The sequence below is a fragment of the Paraburkholderia ginsengisoli NBRC 100965 genome, assembly GCF_000739735.1.
GTDB lineage: Bacteria > Pseudomonadota > Gammaproteobacteria > Burkholderiales > Burkholderiaceae > Paraburkholderia > Paraburkholderia ginsengisoli.
Genome location: NZ_BBJF01000005.1, coordinates 1 through 15,160 on the forward strand (window position 1 = coordinate 1; position 15,160 = coordinate 15,160).

The window sequence follows — 15,160 nt, forward strand, 5'->3', positions numbered from 1 at the left end:
ACGACTGGCGGCATGGACCGAAACGCTCGGCGCCATGGCCGCGAAGTTGAGCGAGCAGTGGGAGCAGTCGGGCGCACAAACCGCGAGCCGTCAGCAGGAAATCTGCGAGACGCTTGCGCAGACCGCCCGCGATATCTCCGCACAAACGCAAGCGCATGCAAGCGACACGATCGGCGAGATCGAACGCCTCGTGCAAGCCGCATCGGAAGCGCCGAAGGCCGCAGCGGAAGTGGTCGCCGAATTGCGCCAGAAGCTCTCCGACAGCATGGTGCGCGACACCGCGATGCTGCAGGAGCGCAGCCGTCTGCTCGAAACGCTGGAGACGCTGCTCGACGCGGTGAACCACGCGTCCACCGAGCAGCGCACGGCCGTCGACGCGCTGGTCGCCACGTCGGCGAATCTGCTTGAGCGCGTCGGCACGCGCTTCACCGATCACATCGAGCACGAGACCGGCAAGCTCGGCGCGGTGGCCGCGCAGGTCACGGGCAGCGCGGTCGAAGTGGCGAGCCTCGGCGAGGCGTTCGGCGCGGCCGTGCAGATATTCGGCGATTCGAACGACAAGCTGGCGGCGCACCTGCAACGTATCGAAACCGCGCTCGACAAGTCCCTCGCCCGCAGCGACGAACAACTGGCCTACTACGTCGCGCAGGCGCGTGAAGTGATCGACCTGAGCGTGATGTCGCAAAAGCAGATCGTCGAAGACCTGCAACGGATCGCGGGCCAGCGCGCCTCAGCCGGAGCCGATGTCGTATGAGCGAGGAAATCGACGGCGGTGTGGAACCGGCCGCGCCGATCTGGCCGGTGTTCGGCGACCTGATGTCGGTGCTGCTGGGCGCGTTCGTGCTGATTCTGGTGAGCGTCATCGGCGTGCAGCTCGAGCTGTCGAACAAGCTGGACCAGGAGGTCAAGCAGCGCCAGGCGGAGACGCAGCGCCGCAAGACGCTGGAGCAGGCGTTGGCCGGGCCGCTGGCGGCCGGGCGCGTGACGCTCGTCAATGGACGCATTGGCATCAGCGGCAACGTGCTGTTCGCGCTGAACTCCGATCAGTTGCAGCCGCAAGGCCGCGATCTGCTGAAGAGCCTCGCCGGACCGTTGTCCGCCTATCTGCAGGCCAATGACGAAATCCTGATGGTGAGCGGCTTCACGGACGACCAGCGCCTGCGCGAAGGCAATCGCCGTTTCGCGGATAACTGGGAACTGTCGGCGCAGCGCGCGTTGACGGTGACGCGCGCGTTGATCGACTCGGGCGTGCCGGCGGCGTCGGTATTCGCGGCCGCATTCGGCTCGCAGCAGCCGGTGAGCCCGAACGCCGACGAGCAGGGGCGGGCCAAAAACCGCCGCGTGGAAATCGCGCCGATTCCGCGGCCGTCGAACGCAACGGTGAAGTCCGGTGCATAGCAACGACAACCAGGACAGCGGCAACAGCGACGCGCCCCACACGGCTCGCGCGACGCTCGACGCATGGCGCGAGCGCGGCGCGGATCGTGTGAACCCGGTCCGCTTTCATTTCATCGTGGCGTTGGAGCGGCGCGCGGCCGCTCATGAAGGTGAAGCGCGGCGCGTTCTCGACGTGAAGCTGGCAGGCTTGCTCGACGCGTACGCGGCGGATCTCGAACGGGCCGACGCCGAGGCGGACTCTGTCCAAGAAGACACCGCAGCAACGCGATCGGCCTCGCACGAGCCCGCTGACGCAACGCTAGCGAGTCTGGTCGACCACATCAACCGTCACGCGCCGGCAAATCGTGACGGCTCCGCTTCGTATCCTGAACTGCCGGCGCTCGATTACTTCCGTGAAGTCTGGTCCAAAGTCCGCGCTGAGAAGCAGTTGCGCCAGTCGCTTGCACCGGTGTCCGGCAATGCGGGTCCGCTCAATTCGAGCAGCCTCGTGCACCGTTCGCTGTCGTTGATGCGCGAGTTGTCGCCGGGGTACCTGAAGCAGTTTCTGTCGTACGTCGACACGTTGTCGTGGATGGAACAGATGAACAGTGGCGGCGCGCCGGCGGGTAAAGAAGCGCCGCGCGCCGCAACCGGTGGCAAGGGCGCGCGCGGTAAAGCGCGCTAGCGCCGTTGCGGTCAATCGAAGTCGAACACGTCGAAAATCGAGCGCTTCTTTTTATATCCGCGATACCCCGTCCGATGATCATCGTGACCGCGATGACGGTCGCCTTCGTACGCGTGGTCGCGCTCCCTGCGGTCGTCGCGATCGTCGTGACCAGCACGCGCGACGGACGACGCTCCGACGTTCTCAGCCGCGTCCTGCGCAATGAGTTTGTCGAGTTCGCCGCGATCTAGCCAGACGCCGCGGCACACCGGGCAGTAGTCGATCTCGATCGAGCGGCGCTCGGTCATCAGCAGGTCGGTTGTTTTGCACACTGGGCATTTCATGGTGTCGCTCCTCGAAAGTATCCGCACATCGAACGTTGAGGCTGGCTAGCCGCCCGCAATGGGACGGGCTCTCCAGCGCTGCCTGATTCCACTTTCCTCAACCGCTTTTGCTACACGCGCCTCACGTTGGCGCTCACTGCGCGGCGCCGGCCGCACGCTTCGATTTCTGGCGGCGCACGAGCATGTTCATCGCCTCGACGAACGCGGAGAACGCCATCGCCGCGTAGATATAAGCCTTGGGCACGTGCGAACCGAAACCCTCCGCGATCAGCGCCATGCCGATCACGAGCAGGAAGCTCAGCGCCAGCATGACGATGGTCGGATTGCGATCGATGAAGCGCGACAGCGGACGCGCGGCGAACAGCATCACCATGACCGCGGCAATCACCGCGACGAACATGATCGGCATATGCTCGGTCATGCCGACCGCCGTGATGATGCTGTCGATCGAGAACACGATATCGAGCAGGATGATCTGGCCGATCGCGGCCGCCATCGTCAACTGGACGGTGCTGCTCGCCTTGTCGCTGACTTCGTCGGCGTGGGTCACGTGATGGCGGATTTCGCTGGTCGCCTTCCAGACGAGGAACAGGCCGCCGCCTAGCAGAATCAGATCGCGCCACGAAAAGCCGTGACCGAAAAGCGTGAATGCGTTGCCGGTCAACTGCGCGATCCACGCGACCGTGCCGAGCAGCGCCAGCCGCATCACCAGCGCGAGCATGATGCCGATGCGCTGTGTGCGTACGCGTTGCGCTTCGGGCAGCTTGTTGCTGAGGATCGAGATGAAGATCAGATTGTCGATGCCGAGCACGATCTCCATCACGACCAGCGTCAGGAGAGCGGCCCATGCGGCAGGATCGGTAGCGAGTACGAGCAGGGGTTCCATGGAGCGCGGGCTAAAGGTCGTTGCGACGAAGGTCGCGGAACCGCCATCATCGGCGTGTTCAGGGTTCGGATAAATCAGTGATAAGCTGAACGACCTTTCGGTTATTTCGAAGTGTCAAAAGCATGCTCAATTATCGTCATCTGTACTATTTCTGGATCGTCGTGAAGGAAGGCGGCTTCGCGCGCGCGGCGGAACGGCTCGACATGGCCGTCCAGACGATCAGCGCGCAAGTGCGCGAGCTGGAGAAATCGATCGGGCGCCAGTTGCTGAAGCCGGCGGGGCGCGGCGTCACGATGACCGAGGCTGGCGAGACGGCGTTCAGTCGCGCGGAGCAGATTTTTCAGCTCGGCGAGGCGCTACTCGACGACATGCGCGACGCGGGCGGCGAGGGTGTCGCGCGGCTCGCGGTCGGTCTGTCGGACGGCATTTCCAAACTGGCCGCGCATGCGCTCCTCGCGCCGGTGCTCGGCACGCCGTCGCTGCGGCTGCTCTGTCACGACGGTGAGCACGCGCACCTGTTGTCGGAGCTCGCGCTGCATCGGCTCGATCTCGTGCTCGCGTGTCAGCCGGCGCCGCACAACGCGGACCTGCGCGTGCTGAGTCAGCGCCTCGTGGGCTCGCCGGTGGATTGGTACGGGCCGGCGGAGATCGTCCGCAAGGCGGCCCGCGCAGGCTTTCCGCAATGTCTCGCGGATTTGCCCGTGCTACTGCCGACCCGGCACGCCGCGCTGCGAGCGCGGCTCGACCGGTGGTTCGAGGCCGAGGGGATCCGGCCGCGCATCGTCGGCGAATTCGAGGACAGTGCGTTGATGGCGGTGTTCGCCGCGCGCGGTCTCGGCGTATTTCCGCTCGCGGAACTCGGCGCGGAGGACTTGTCGTTGCTGCGCGGTTTGCGCTGGCTCGGTCGCGCGGACGGTGTGGTCGAGGAGGTTCACGCAATCCGCTCGCGGCGCGGGCAGCATCACGCGCTCGCCTCGCAGGTGCTCGCCGCCGCGCGGTCGTAACCGCGCGGGGAGGCTTACCGGCGAGGCGGCGGGCCGTGCAGGAGGGCGGTCACTGGCGCTTGCTGGCGCTCAGTGGCGAATAGGCGGCCCCCATGCTTTGAACACCGCGCCGAGCAACGCGATCTCGCCATCCGCCAGATGGCCGTCCGAGATCGCCACGGCGATGCACAGGCGCATGACCTTGCGACGCAACGCGGGGTCGTCGATTTCGTCGATCAATGTGGAAAGCGGGGACGTGTCGAATTGGTCCACCGTCAGTTCGGGCGACATCTGCGCGACCGAGCGGTCCTCGCACAACGTTTGCACGATCTGCGCGAATTGCGCCGGGGCGAGGCCGAGCTCGCCTGCGATGCCCAGTTTTTCTAGCGCTGCTTCTTCCGAACTGCAGACGTGCCCGTCGGAAGTCAAGGCGAGCGCCACGATGCGTGCTGCGGCCTGAGGACTGTTGCGCGGATAGGTTCGCATGAAGGGTTCCTTTTCGCGGAGAGTATCCGCAGTGGTGAGGAGCCTCAGTCTGCGTTAGCGTGGGGATCGGATAAACCTGTTAATCGAAGAGTAAAGGTTCGAAAAAAACGATACGAGGGCGGCGCCGCCAGAACGCACGATCGTGCTCGCAGCGCTACCGGCGCAGGCGGGCTGCCTGAACCGGACGAGGTCTGCCTGGCCGAAGCCAGGCAGACGTCTTCACTCGCTGCGTGGTGAAATGCCGCCAGGCGCGCCGCTCAGAACGCGTGACGCATGCCGACCGTGACGGCCACTTGCGTGTTCGTCGACGACGGCGACAGCGTGTTGATCATCGCGTGCGACAGCACGGAATCCGCCGGCGCGCCATGCACGTTCTGATAAACGCCTTCGACATAGAAGTCGGTGCGCTTGCTGAGCGCGTAGTCGGTTTGCAGCATCGCAGTATTCCAGCCCGGCGACGAGCCGTTATACGCGCCATGCGTGAACGTGTACGAACCCGACACGCTCAACGCCGGCGTGAGCGCGTACTTCGCGTTCACTTCGTAGTTGTCGAGGCGCAGCGAGCCGGCGAGGGTGCCGGCCGTGTTGTCGGCCGCGCCGAGGTAGCTGCCCGTGCCGAACGAGAAGACGCCCGACACGTTGTCGATCTGCGTATGGCTCCACAGCAGCCCCACGGTGGCCGGTCCGAACGTGTAGTTGCCGCCGAGCGACCAGATGCGCTGGCGTTCCGCGAGGAAGTTCGCGCTGGCATCGCTCGCGGTCACCGCGCCGGTGCCGTTGCCCGCGTTGTTCAGTTGCAGATAGCCGGCGGCGAGGTACAGCGGGCCTTGCGCATACGACAGGCCGAAACCGTACGAACGGTTGTTCGCGAAGTCGCCGGCCTTGTTGCTGAACGAGTACATCGTTTCGAACGTGACGCCGTGGTAGACCGGGCTCGCGTATTTGACCGAGTTGTTGATGACGACCGAATTCGCCGCGAGGTTGTCGTTCTCGAACGGATGCGCGGCGATGCTGCCGCCCCACGTGTTGAATGAGGCCGAGACCGGGCCGACGAGGTCGTTCATCACATCGAACTGGCGGCCGAACGTCAGCGTGCCGTACGGATCGCTTTGCAGACCGACCCAGGCCTGCGAACCGAACGCGCTACCGGAGAAAGCCTGCGCGCCGTTGTTCAGCACGAAGCCTTGCTCCAGTTTGAAGATCGCGTGCAAGCCCGCGCCCAGATCTTCCGAACCCTTCAGGCCGAACACCGTGTTCTGCGTCGAGCTGCTGCCCAATTGCCAGTTGCTGTGGCCGAGCTGATTGTTCGTGTAGACCAGGCCGGCATCGATAAGGCCGTACAGCGTCACGCTGCTTTGCGCATGCGCGGACAGGGTGAATGCGCCGCACAGCGCGGCTGCGAGTAAAGACTTTTTCATATTTGTTGGCTCCGTGATCAAACAGTGCTTGAAGAAATCGGTCGTGCTATTCATCGACGCCGCGCCCGCGCTTGGCATGTGTTTGCCCTGTGTTATTGCGAGAATTCCAGATACTCATGCGATTTGATGGATGCTTATTGCGCGCAATAGCGCTATTCCAATGACTTTGAAAAGGTGCGTGCCGGTCGACGGCGCGGTTTTCAATTGGATCGAATGGACGCATCCTGATCGAAGCGGCGAGTGACTTCGCTCCGATCATAGGGCGGTGAAAATAATCGGGGTGTCGGAAAAAAAAGCCGCGGCGCGTCGGAAGAACAATGAGGGGGCGAAGCTTACCGTTTTCCGCCGCATGGCGGGAGTGGCGACGTGAGGTTCACGCAACGGAATTCACGGGATGCGGGCGATTTTCTATTGCCATGGATATCACAGGGCATTCGATGGAAGGCAGAACTGCGGCGGCGCGTTTGTTTGAATGACTGTTTGTTTCTTTGAAATGAAGTGGCAAGGGCCGTGTAATGACGCGCGCAATTGCCATGCGATCGGAACGGCACTGAGCGCGTGAAGCAATGCAAGACAACGCGCTCTGAAGTCGCCGCCCCGCTGCATCGTCGCGCGGCTCGCCGGCCAATACATGGCATATTGATAACACCCGCCATCCCCGGAGCACGTCATGCGAATCCAGACATCCTTTCTCTTCGATCTCGACGGCACGCTCGTCGACAGCGTCTATCAGCACGTGCTGGCCTGGAAAGAAGCGCTAGACAGCGAAGGCATCGCGCTGTCGGTGTGGCGGATTCATCGCAAGATCGGCATGAGCGGCGGCCTCTTCACCAATCAACTGATGCGCGAAACGCACGGCGAAATCAGCGTCGAGCGGGGCGAGCGGCTGCGTCAGGCGCACGCGGCGGCCTATCAGCGATTGCGCGCGCAGGTGTGCCCGCTGCCGGGCGCGCGCGAACTGCTCGATGCGCTGACGCAGGCCGGCACGCCATGGGCGGTTGCGACCAGCGGCCGGATGGAAACCGCCGCGGTGAATCTGGAGGCATTGGGCGTCGACCCGGCGAAGGCCGTCGTCGTGACGCGCGACGACGTCAAATACGCGAAGCCCGACCCCGATCTGTTCATCGCGGCGGCGGAACGTCTCGGCGTGCCGATCGAGCACACGGTGGTTGTCGGCGACAGCATCTGGGACATGCTCGCGGCGCGCCGTTGCCGGTCGCTGGGGGTCGGCTTGCTGTCGGGCGGATACGGCACGGAAGAACTCGAACGCGCGGGCGCGCTGCGGGTCTACGACGACCCGGCCGACCTGCTGGAACATCTGGACGAAGTGGCGTCGCGGCCATGACGTGCCGGCATCCACGCGCGCGACGCCGCGCCGCGTGCCCGCCGCTTCAATGCCGCTTCAATGCTTATAGGACTGCGAGGGCGCCGAAAGATTGACCCTTGAGGACTCCCGGACCAGTTGATCGGTCATCGCCGACGCAACCGGATGTGCGTTCTTGCCGGTCGAGCCGTTGCCGGTGCCCGGCGGGAGCGGCAATGACGGATCCGGCTTGGCCGATTCCCTGACGAGCTGCGCCGTCAGCGCCGCCGAGACGTGATTCGAGTTGCTGCGGCGCGGCTCGTCATGCTTGCGCTCGCGTCCGTGTTCGGCGTGCTTCGGCTTCGTATGAGCGGGTTGGTGGACTTCGTTCGAAGCGACGAGCGTGCGCGTAGCGGGATGCGCTCCGTTCGCAGTCTCGCGCGTTGTCGGGCCCGCATTGGGCGCGGCGGTCACGGCTGGAGCGGCGCGCGGGGCGATCACCACGGGCGCAACCGTCGTAGCAGGCGAATCAGGCGCAAGCTTCACCGGCGTAGCCGGTGCTACCGCCGCGAGCTTGTCGGTCGCGCTGCCGGCGGGGGACGTGCGGGCCACGCTGCCTGCCACCACATGGCTTTCACTGGCGCGCGAGTCGATCGCCGCCGTGCCGGCGCTACCCACCACCGCGCCGGTCACTGCCGGCGGCCGTTCTTCTTCTTTCGGGAAAAGCAGATAGCCGGCGACGCCCGCATCGATCACAAGCAGGCCGATTATCAACATCTTGCCGGTATTCGTCATATTTAATCAGCGGATCATTCGAGGACTGTAAACAATCGATGATAAACGACCGTCCACTGAACGGCCCTTCGCCCCGCGTGGCGGCGATGACCGATGTCTGAATGAACCTTGAACGGGTCAGTTCGCGCGAGCGGTCAGCGCGATCGAGTTGCACCGACTGTCGCGGCCACATTCCGCCTGGCCCATCCAGTCCGGCCTGCCCGATCCGCACGCGTTCGCTGCACTGCGACGAAGTTTGCACCGTTCGGCTGAGAGCCCTGTACTATATGGCTCAACGGGAGACCGGCCTGTCAGTCGGCGTTCGACTATCCGCGGATCGGCACGACTAAAGCGCCGGCCTGTCTCCCAGAAAATTTGCTGCGACCGGCAACGGCAAAATCAACGCTGACCGTACGGCTCACGGGCGAAAGGTGGACCGCCTTTCATACCCCGGAGCAATCGCATCGCGACATACCGCACGGCCTTTGCGCCAACGTGCCGGCCTGCCTCGCGAGCGCGACAGCGACGACGCGACGGACCACGTGAAAAATGAACAACTTTATTCGACCCCCTGTTTTCTATCCGGCAACGGTTGTTTTCGTCGATGACAACGAGAGCTACCTCGATGCCCTGCGCCGGTTCTTCCCGGACACGTTGACCAATCTGTTTTTCACGCGGCCGCAAAACGCGCTCGCTTTCATCCGTCAGCATGCGCGCGAGAATTCGCTGGAGTTCGCGCCGGCGTCTGCGTGTCTGAGCGAGCCGGGCGTCGAGCGCTTCGTCGAGACTTCGGCCGAGCGCGATATCGTCGCGCGGCCCTCCCGTTTCGAGGAAGTCGCCGCGGTCGTCGTGGACTACGACATGCCGGGCATGAACGGCGTCGAGTTTCTCTCGTCGATCTCGCACTTGCGTTGCGCGAAGGTACTGCTGACCGGCGTCGCGAACGAGACCGTCGCGGTCAAGGCGTTCAATGCCGGCATCGTCGATCTGTATCTGCGCAAGACGGATGCGGATTCGGCCAACCGCCTGGTTCATTTTCTGAAAGACGCCAAGAGCCGGCACTGTTCGGAATCGGGCTGGCTCGCGTTGGGCGAGAACGGCATGACGTACTGCGATCCGCGCACCCGCAAGGTGATCGACGAGGTGGTGGCCGCCGAAGGCATCGTCGAGTATTACTGGCGTCCGGAGCAGAACGTGATTCTGATGTTCGACCGCGCGGGCAACCCGAGCGTGTTCGTCGCGTGGGCCGAGAACGACTGGATCTCGCAGGGCGAGATCGTGGCCGACGAGGGCGGCCCGGCCGAACTGCTGAGGCAGCTCGCGGTGCGCGAGGTGATGCCGCTATTCTGGCCGGACCTCGCCTATCGTGGCGGCATGGAGTTCCGAAAGCTCACGCCGCGCGGCATCCCCGGCTGGGACGACGCGTTCTATGGCTGGACCCGCATCGACCCGGCGGAGCTGGACCTCGATCTGCTCACGTTCTCGCAATGGCGCACTAAGCGCGGCCGCTGAAGCCGCCGACGCGTCACACCCATGTACGCGATCCCCACTGCTTTCGAGTCCGCGCTGTTCGTGGTGTTCGGGCTGTATGTACTCATCACTCAAGGGATCACGCGTCTGTCGGGGCCGTTCCTGCTGATGTGCGCGGCGACTTTCGCATGGCAGGGCACGTGGACGTTGCTGTTCGAGACGAACGATCCGCAGCTCGCCGGCGTGCTGGTCAGGCTGGGCTAACTGTTCATTCTGTTTCTGCCGACCACGTTCTATCACTTCGTCATCGAGGTGGCGGCGCGGCGTCGTGAGCAGCCGTTGCTGTTCGCGTCGTATGGGCTCGATGTATGGCGTGCATACCACCTTCATCGTCCGCTTGCCGATTCCGGGCACGCCGGCCGATCGCGCGCTGCGCGAGCCGCCGAGGAGTTGGCCGCGCTGGCGTTGAGGTAGGGCGACGGGTGTGGTTAAGCGCTAGCACGCGCGCAAGTCCTTTCGCGTTGAGGCATGAACGTGTGCTGCAAAGTTACCGGTGCAGCCAGTGCGAGCCGGCCCGCTGAACAAACGGCGCTATCTTGGTTTAGCGCCTGACTACTCCCGCGCCTGCGCGCAAAGAAATTCACACACCGCCCGATGCATCGCCTGAACGCCGGGGCTCGATTCGAGCGCGCGCCAGCATCCATGCACGAGGCCCACGCCGATCCTGAGTCGCGCGTCGCCGCCGGCCGCGTGGATGCGCTCGACGAACACGCGTGCATCGTCCCGCAACGGATCATGTTCCGCGCCGAACGCAAGCGTCGGCGGCAAGCCATCGTAACGCGTCGCATCGAGCGGGATCGTCCACGCGGGATACGACGCGGACTCGCCAGCGCCCCAGTACAGATCGCGAAACGTATGGACGTCGACCAGCGTGAGCATCGGCGCATGCGCTTCGGTGTCGCGCGCGGGCGGTTGCGGGTCGGTGCCGAGCATCGGGTAACTCAGCGCGAGGCCGCGCAGGCGTGGCATGCCTTCGTCGCGCAACCGGAGCGCGACGCTGGCCGCGAGCGTCGCGCCTGCGCTGTCGCCGGCCAGTTGCAGCGCGGCGTCGGCCGACAGATCGAACGGCAGACGTCCTTCCAGCGCAGCGAGCGTCACTGCCAGGCAATCGTCATGCGCGGCCGGTGCGCGATGTTCGGGCGCGAGCCGGTACTCGACCGCGACCACGTCGAGCCCGGTATCGGCGGCGATGCGTGCGGTCACCATCTGATGGCTATTCAGCGACCCGAGCACGAAGCCGCCACCGTGAAAGTACAGTACCGTGCCGCGAACCTCACTGTGAGTCTTCGCGCGATGCCGATAAAGCCGCAGCGCGATCGCATGACCCGTGTCGGTTTTCAACTCGCCTTCGTGTGTCGTGATGGTGTCCGGCAGCGGCGGACTCAGCATGGCCGCGTAGCGGTCGTACATTTCGCGCTGCTCGCGCGGCGTCGCGGCGGCGGTGTGCGCGGGATAGATCGCGGTGGCCCGTTCGATGAAGGCGGCCATTTCCGGCTCAAGCATGTTCGCTCCCGTTGCTTTGTTGGCCGACGCCCAGGCCGATCACGCGTCCCGCGAACCTCGGCGTCGGCAACACGGCGTGTGCGTCGGCCAACGCCCGCACGCGAACCGCGACATCGGGATCGAACGCGGCGGCGCGCGGTCCGCCGGTATCGACGTGCAGCAACATCTGCTCGCTGGCGGCCACGGGTTCGTCGCCGCGACCGCTCCACATTTCGAGGTACAGATGCAGTCGCTTCGCATCGTGCGCGAGCACGCGCATATCGACGCGAACCTGCGCGCCTTCCTTGATCTCATGCAGATAGTTGAGGTGCGCTTCCAGCGTGTAGATCGAGCGCGTCCGCGCTTTGCGTACCGCGTCGGGCAGCCCGATCAGGTCGATCAACGCATCGGTCGCGAAGCTGAAAATCAGCATGTAGAACGCGTCGCGCAGATGGCCGTTGTAATCGACCCATTCGACCCGCACGGTGTCGTGATAGCCGGGCAGAGCAACGTGTTGCGGCATGGGCAAGGGTCTCCGTCGTTCGAATGCGTGGGCGTCGGCCTCGACGCTACCCAGTTTAGTTCACGACGATTCGCATGCGAGTGAGCACCCCGTCTGTCGATGCGCTTCGCTCGGTGTCGGTGGACTCGAAGCATGAGTCGCCGTTGCGTCAAATTAGACCATCTGACGCAATAGTGAATTTGTGAATCAGGGGTTTACCCTGGTCTCCTCGACTCCTAGACTCTATTCATCCGCTGCGGACCACCAGGGTTGCCAGCACCGCAAAACAATCTATCGAGGTAGACATCATGAAATCGCTGATCGAAGCTGTTGTTATCGCCGCGCTCATCACGGCACCGCTCGCCGCGTTTGCTCAATCGAGCCAGCCGGTGACGCGCGCTCAAGTGCGTGCCGAACTGGTCCAACTTGAAAAGGCCGGCTATGACCCGGCCACCGCCGACGCGAACGACTACCCGGCCAATATTCAGGCAGCCGAAGCACGCGTCGCGGCGCAGAACGCCGCCGCACAAACCAGCGGCTATGGTTCGGCGACCAATGGTTCGTCGCAAGCCGGGGGCCGCACTAGCACGCAGTCGAGCTCGTATTCGGCGCCGGTCGTCAACTACGGTCGTTAATCGAACGCAGCGCGAACGCAGCGCGAGCGCAGGTCTCGCGCGTGAGCCGATGGGTATCGAACATGAATGGCTTGCTTTCACCGTGCCGCATGGGTGAAGCAAGCCATTCTTGCATTCGTGCTAGCGCTCACGCATTGCACGCGCGGGTCGATCAAACCGCCCGATCACACCGTGAACAACGGCCGCAACTGGCGCACATCGTCCACGCTCTCCAGCCGGTTGATCCGCTCGATCAGCTGATCGGTCTTACGCGCGCCAAGGACCGGCGCCATCAGGTCGCGCGCCTTCGCGCCGACGGCTTCGGTCGTCAACGGATTCTCCTTCGTGCCCGGCGGGAATCGGGTGAAGTGCTCGACCTTGCGTCCGTCGGTTAGCGTCACCTCGACGATCGCCCCACGCGGCGCGGCCGGGTCCATCAACGCGGCATCCGGCGTCACGCTGACCTTCGCGCGCTGCGCGAGAATACGCGGATCGTGCATCAACGCGACATCGTGACTATCGACGAACGAAACCGCGCCTTTGACCATCGCGACCGCCACCAGGTGCTGGCAATTGACATCGGGCATCGCGCTGTCGCCGACGATGCCCTCGGCATCGGTGGGAATCTTCACGAGGATGCTGCGCACGTTGTCCGGCGTCAGGCCGTATTGCTTGCGCAGCGTCAGCAGCGCGTCCAGCGGCGACTGGATCGGGTAGCCGACCGAGTACGTTTTGATCGCCGTCTCTGTGACATAGAAACGGCTGCCGAGTCCATCGAGCATCGCTTCGGGCTTCGGACTCGTCGACAGCGCAATGAAAAGATTGTTGGTGCCGTCGAGCACATTGTAGACGCCGGTGAAGCCCGACTGCGCCATGTCGACCGCCGTCACGCCGTTGCGCGCGCCCATGCCGGCGAAGTCGAACGCCTTCTCGATGTGATCCTTGTCCTTCACCCAACTCCATAAACCGGAGACCTGCTGCGCGGAATAGGAAATCGCATAGCGCGTTTGCAGTTCATCCAGTTTCGCGAGCGACGCCGCCGCGCCGAGCGCGCCGAAAGTCGACGCGGTGCCCTCGGCGCTACGATGCGAGCCGCGCACCTGGTCGGGTCCGAGCGCCATCAGCAGACGGCATGCGAGATCGTAGCCGAGCGTCACCGAGCGAATCAGCGCCTCGCCGCTGCTGCCTTCGCGTTCGGCCAGCGCGAGGGCGGCCGGCACGACCGAACTCCCGGGGTGCGCCTTGGTGACCGGCTCGAAGTCGTCGGTTTCGTCGGAGTGTGCGCACATCGCATTGGCGAGCGCGGCGTTGATCGCGGTCGTGCGAAACGCTGCGCCGATCACCGACGCTTGCGGCTCGCCGCCGAGTCCGTGCACGTAGTGGGTCGCCATCGAGCCCGGCCGCATGCGCGAGCCGGACACCATCGCGCCGAAGGTGTCGAGAATGCGGTGCTTGCAGGCGAGCACGACCGCGTCGGGCAGCGCGGTGCTGCGCGCCGACACCATGTAGCGCGCGAGCTGCCCGGTCACGTCGGCATTGGCAGCGGCGAACAGGCGGGCGGGAGACAGCGTCAGTGCGGCGAGCGCGCCGACGGATTGAAGCATGCGGCGGCGCGCCGGCATGTGAGACTCGGACATGTGAATCCTTCTGGTGGTGGACGGCGGGTTGGATGGGCGCAATGAAATAGATCGGCGATTCGAGATGGGTGCCTCGCATGCGTGGACAGCGGAGTCGGCAGCGGCGTGCCGCGGACGCACGACCGCATCCGGCTCGACGATGTCTCCTGGTGACTACCTGCCAGTGTGTCGATCACGGACCGGCAACTGAGTGAGGTGTCGACAATTTGCGCATCATAGTGCGACGTCCCTCCAAAACTCAAGGCCAAATTGCAACAGGTGTGCACACTTTGAGTGTAATTTGCGCACGGTTTTCAGCACGCGCAGGCGTAGCGGTTTGTTAGAATCCGCTGCTGCGCCCGCGCCTCCGGCGCGCTCTCACGAAAGGACCCGCGATGGATGAAGATGTCGACAAGAGCCCGCTTGCGGACGACGGCGAAGCGTCGCCGGTTGCGGAGATCGTCGACTGGGTGGCGCGCGGCATCATCGAAGGACGCCTCGTGGCCGGCGACGATCTCAACTCGGTCGAACTCGCCAAACGTTTCGGCGTGAGCCGCACGCCGGCGCGCGAGGCGCTGTTCGTGCTAAGCCGCGAAGGGCTGGTCGACTGGTCGCCACGCCGGCGGCCTCGCGTGTCCGCCGTCAAGCTGAAGGACGTGCGCGAGATCTATCAACTGCGTGCGATCCTGTATGCGCAGGTCTCGCTCGCGATCGTCGAGCACGCGACCGACGACGACATCGCTTCGCTCTGGCGCGCGCATCAGCGTCTTGCCGAGGTGGCCGCGCAAGGCGACGTCGATGCGTATTTTTGGGCCAACGTCGAGTTCCGCGACGAAGAGTTGCGCGTCTGCCGCAACGGCATTTTCAAGGAAGTGCTCGACTCGATGCGGATGCGGACCAACCGTCTGCGGCATCTCAGCACGACGCTGCCCGGCCGCTTGCAGCGCTCATGCGCGGATCATCAAAGGCTGTGCGAAGCGTATGCCGAGCGCGATGGCACGCTCGCGGCGGCGTTGAATCGTTCGATTGTGCTGAGTGCGCTGCACGCGATCGAGCAGGCGTGGCCGGTCCAGGCTTGATTCAACAACGTTGCGGTCTTCCCGGACCGCTGCCGGACCTCTTTCCGAGGCGCGCTCGCGCCGCACGAACAGCAGCGCTTCGCGATCGTCTTTCCCTCTCCT

At 64.4% G+C, this 15,160-nt stretch carries 15 protein-coding genes and 2 pseudogenes; 9 read left to right on the forward strand and 8 right to left on the reverse strand.

Features of this window, described 5'->3' with window-relative positions; genetic code table 11:
* From BGI01S_RS09265 to BGI01S_RS09275, 3 genes and pseudogenes are all read left to right on the forward strand, one after another.
* Positions 1–754: pseudogene (locus BGI01S_RS09265) on the forward strand (hypothetical protein); the annotation flags it as partial.
* On the forward strand, positions 751–1,398 hold the full coding sequence (locus tag BGI01S_RS09270; protein WP_042324600.1) for an OmpA family protein: 648 nt from the start codon (positions 751–753) through the stop codon (positions 1,396–1,398). The pseudogene BGI01S_RS09265 and the gene BGI01S_RS09270, both read left to right, overlap by 4 nt.
* On the forward strand, positions 1,391–2,062 hold the full coding sequence (locus BGI01S_RS09275; RefSeq protein WP_042324602.1) for a DUF2894 domain-containing protein: 672 nt from the start codon (positions 1,391–1,393) through the stop codon (positions 2,060–2,062). Before BGI01S_RS09270 ends, BGI01S_RS09275 begins: the two co-directional genes overlap by 8 nt.
* An 11-nt stretch (positions 2,063–2,073) precedes the next feature.
* Here BGI01S_RS09275 and BGI01S_RS09280 read toward each other — a convergent pair whose 3' ends face one another.
* Both BGI01S_RS09280 and BGI01S_RS09285 read right to left on the reverse strand, forming a co-directional pair.
* Positions 2,074–2,385 carry a TFIIB-type zinc ribbon-containing protein gene (locus tag BGI01S_RS09280; RefSeq protein ID WP_042324604.1) on the reverse strand — a complete coding sequence of 104 codons (312 nt, stop codon included), beginning with the start codon at positions 2,383–2,385 and terminating at the stop codon, positions 2,074–2,076.
* Between the two features lie 133 nt (positions 2,386–2,518).
* Complete coding sequence (locus tag BGI01S_RS09285; protein ID WP_042324606.1) at positions 2,519–3,271, reverse strand: TerC family protein; 753 nt, start codon at positions 3,269–3,271, stop codon at positions 2,519–2,521.
* Between the two features lie 122 nt (positions 3,272–3,393).
* Here BGI01S_RS09285 and BGI01S_RS09290 point away from each other — a divergent pair, with 122 nt between their 5' ends.
* Positions 3,394–4,275: a LysR family transcriptional regulator gene (locus BGI01S_RS09290; protein ID WP_042324608.1), complete on the forward strand. Its 882-nt coding sequence runs from the start codon at positions 3,394–3,396 to the stop codon at positions 4,273–4,275.
* A gap of 69 nt (positions 4,276–4,344) precedes the next feature.
* On the opposite strand, the gene BGI01S_RS09295 is transcribed toward BGI01S_RS09290, so the two are convergent.
* The gene (locus BGI01S_RS09295; RefSeq protein WP_042324610.1) at positions 4,345–4,740 is read right to left on the reverse strand and encodes a TerB family tellurite resistance protein; all 396 of its coding nucleotides are present in this window, start codon (positions 4,738–4,740) and stop codon (positions 4,345–4,347) included.
* 257 nt (positions 4,741–4,997) lie between these two features.
* A complete protein-coding gene (locus BGI01S_RS09300; protein ID WP_042325875.1) occupies positions 4,998–6,158 on the reverse strand; it encodes a porin in 1,161 nt (386 codons plus the stop codon).
* A 670-nt stretch (positions 6,159–6,828) separates the two neighbouring features.
* On the opposite strand from BGI01S_RS09300, the gene BGI01S_RS09305 reads away from it, so the two are divergent.
* Positions 6,829–7,503, forward strand: a complete 675-nt coding sequence (locus BGI01S_RS09305) for an HAD family hydrolase (protein ID WP_042324612.1) — start codon at positions 6,829–6,831, stop codon at positions 7,501–7,503.
* Between the two features lie 57 nt (positions 7,504–7,560).
* On the opposite strand, the gene BGI01S_RS09310 is transcribed toward BGI01S_RS09305, so the two are convergent.
* Entirely contained in the window at positions 7,561–8,256 is a 696-nt protein-coding gene (locus tag BGI01S_RS09310; RefSeq protein ID WP_042324615.1) for a hypothetical protein, read from the reverse strand.
* A 528-nt stretch (positions 8,257–8,784) separates the two neighbouring features.
* Here BGI01S_RS09310 and BGI01S_RS09315 point away from each other — a divergent pair.
* Positions 8,785–9,747 carry a response regulator gene (locus tag BGI01S_RS09315; RefSeq protein WP_042324618.1) on the forward strand — a complete coding sequence of 321 codons (963 nt, stop codon included), beginning with the start codon at positions 8,785–8,787 and terminating at the stop codon, positions 9,745–9,747.
* 21 nt (positions 9,748–9,768) lie between these two features.
* Positions 9,769–10,068 (forward strand): annotated as a pseudogene (locus tag BGI01S_RS09320) (hypothetical protein); the annotation flags it as partial.
* 249 nt (positions 10,069–10,317) lie between these two features.
* On the opposite strand, the gene BGI01S_RS09325 reads toward BGI01S_RS09320, so the two are convergent.
* Positions 10,318–11,268, reverse strand: a complete 951-nt coding sequence (locus tag BGI01S_RS09325; protein ID WP_042324622.1) for an alpha/beta hydrolase — start codon at positions 11,266–11,268, stop codon at positions 10,318–10,320.
* Positions 11,261–11,770 (reverse strand): thioesterase family protein, encoded by a 510-nt coding sequence (locus tag BGI01S_RS09330; RefSeq protein WP_042324623.1) that lies wholly within the window; start codon positions 11,768–11,770, stop codon positions 11,261–11,263. The genes BGI01S_RS09325 and BGI01S_RS09330 overlap by 8 nt, the downstream gene beginning before the upstream one ends.
* Positions 11,771–12,057: 287 nt before the next feature.
* On the opposite strand from BGI01S_RS09330, the gene BGI01S_RS09335 reads away from it, so the two are divergent.
* Positions 12,058–12,384, forward strand: a complete 327-nt coding sequence (locus tag BGI01S_RS09335) for a DUF4148 domain-containing protein (protein WP_042324625.1) — start codon at positions 12,058–12,060, stop codon at positions 12,382–12,384.
* A gap of 164 nt (positions 12,385–12,548) precedes the next feature.
* On the opposite strand, the gene BGI01S_RS09340 is transcribed toward BGI01S_RS09335, so the two are convergent.
* Positions 12,549–14,000, reverse strand: a complete 1,452-nt coding sequence (locus tag BGI01S_RS09340; protein ID WP_042324628.1) for an MmgE/PrpD family protein — start codon at positions 13,998–14,000, stop codon at positions 12,549–12,551.
* Positions 14,001–14,374: 374 nt separating this feature from the next.
* Between BGI01S_RS09340 and BGI01S_RS09345 the strand changes: the two genes are divergently transcribed.
* The gene (locus BGI01S_RS09345; RefSeq protein WP_042324629.1) at positions 14,375–15,058 is read left to right on the forward strand and encodes a GntR family transcriptional regulator; all 684 of its coding nucleotides are present in this window, start codon (positions 14,375–14,377) and stop codon (positions 15,056–15,058) included.
* Positions 15,059–15,160: the final 102 nt, after the last annotated feature.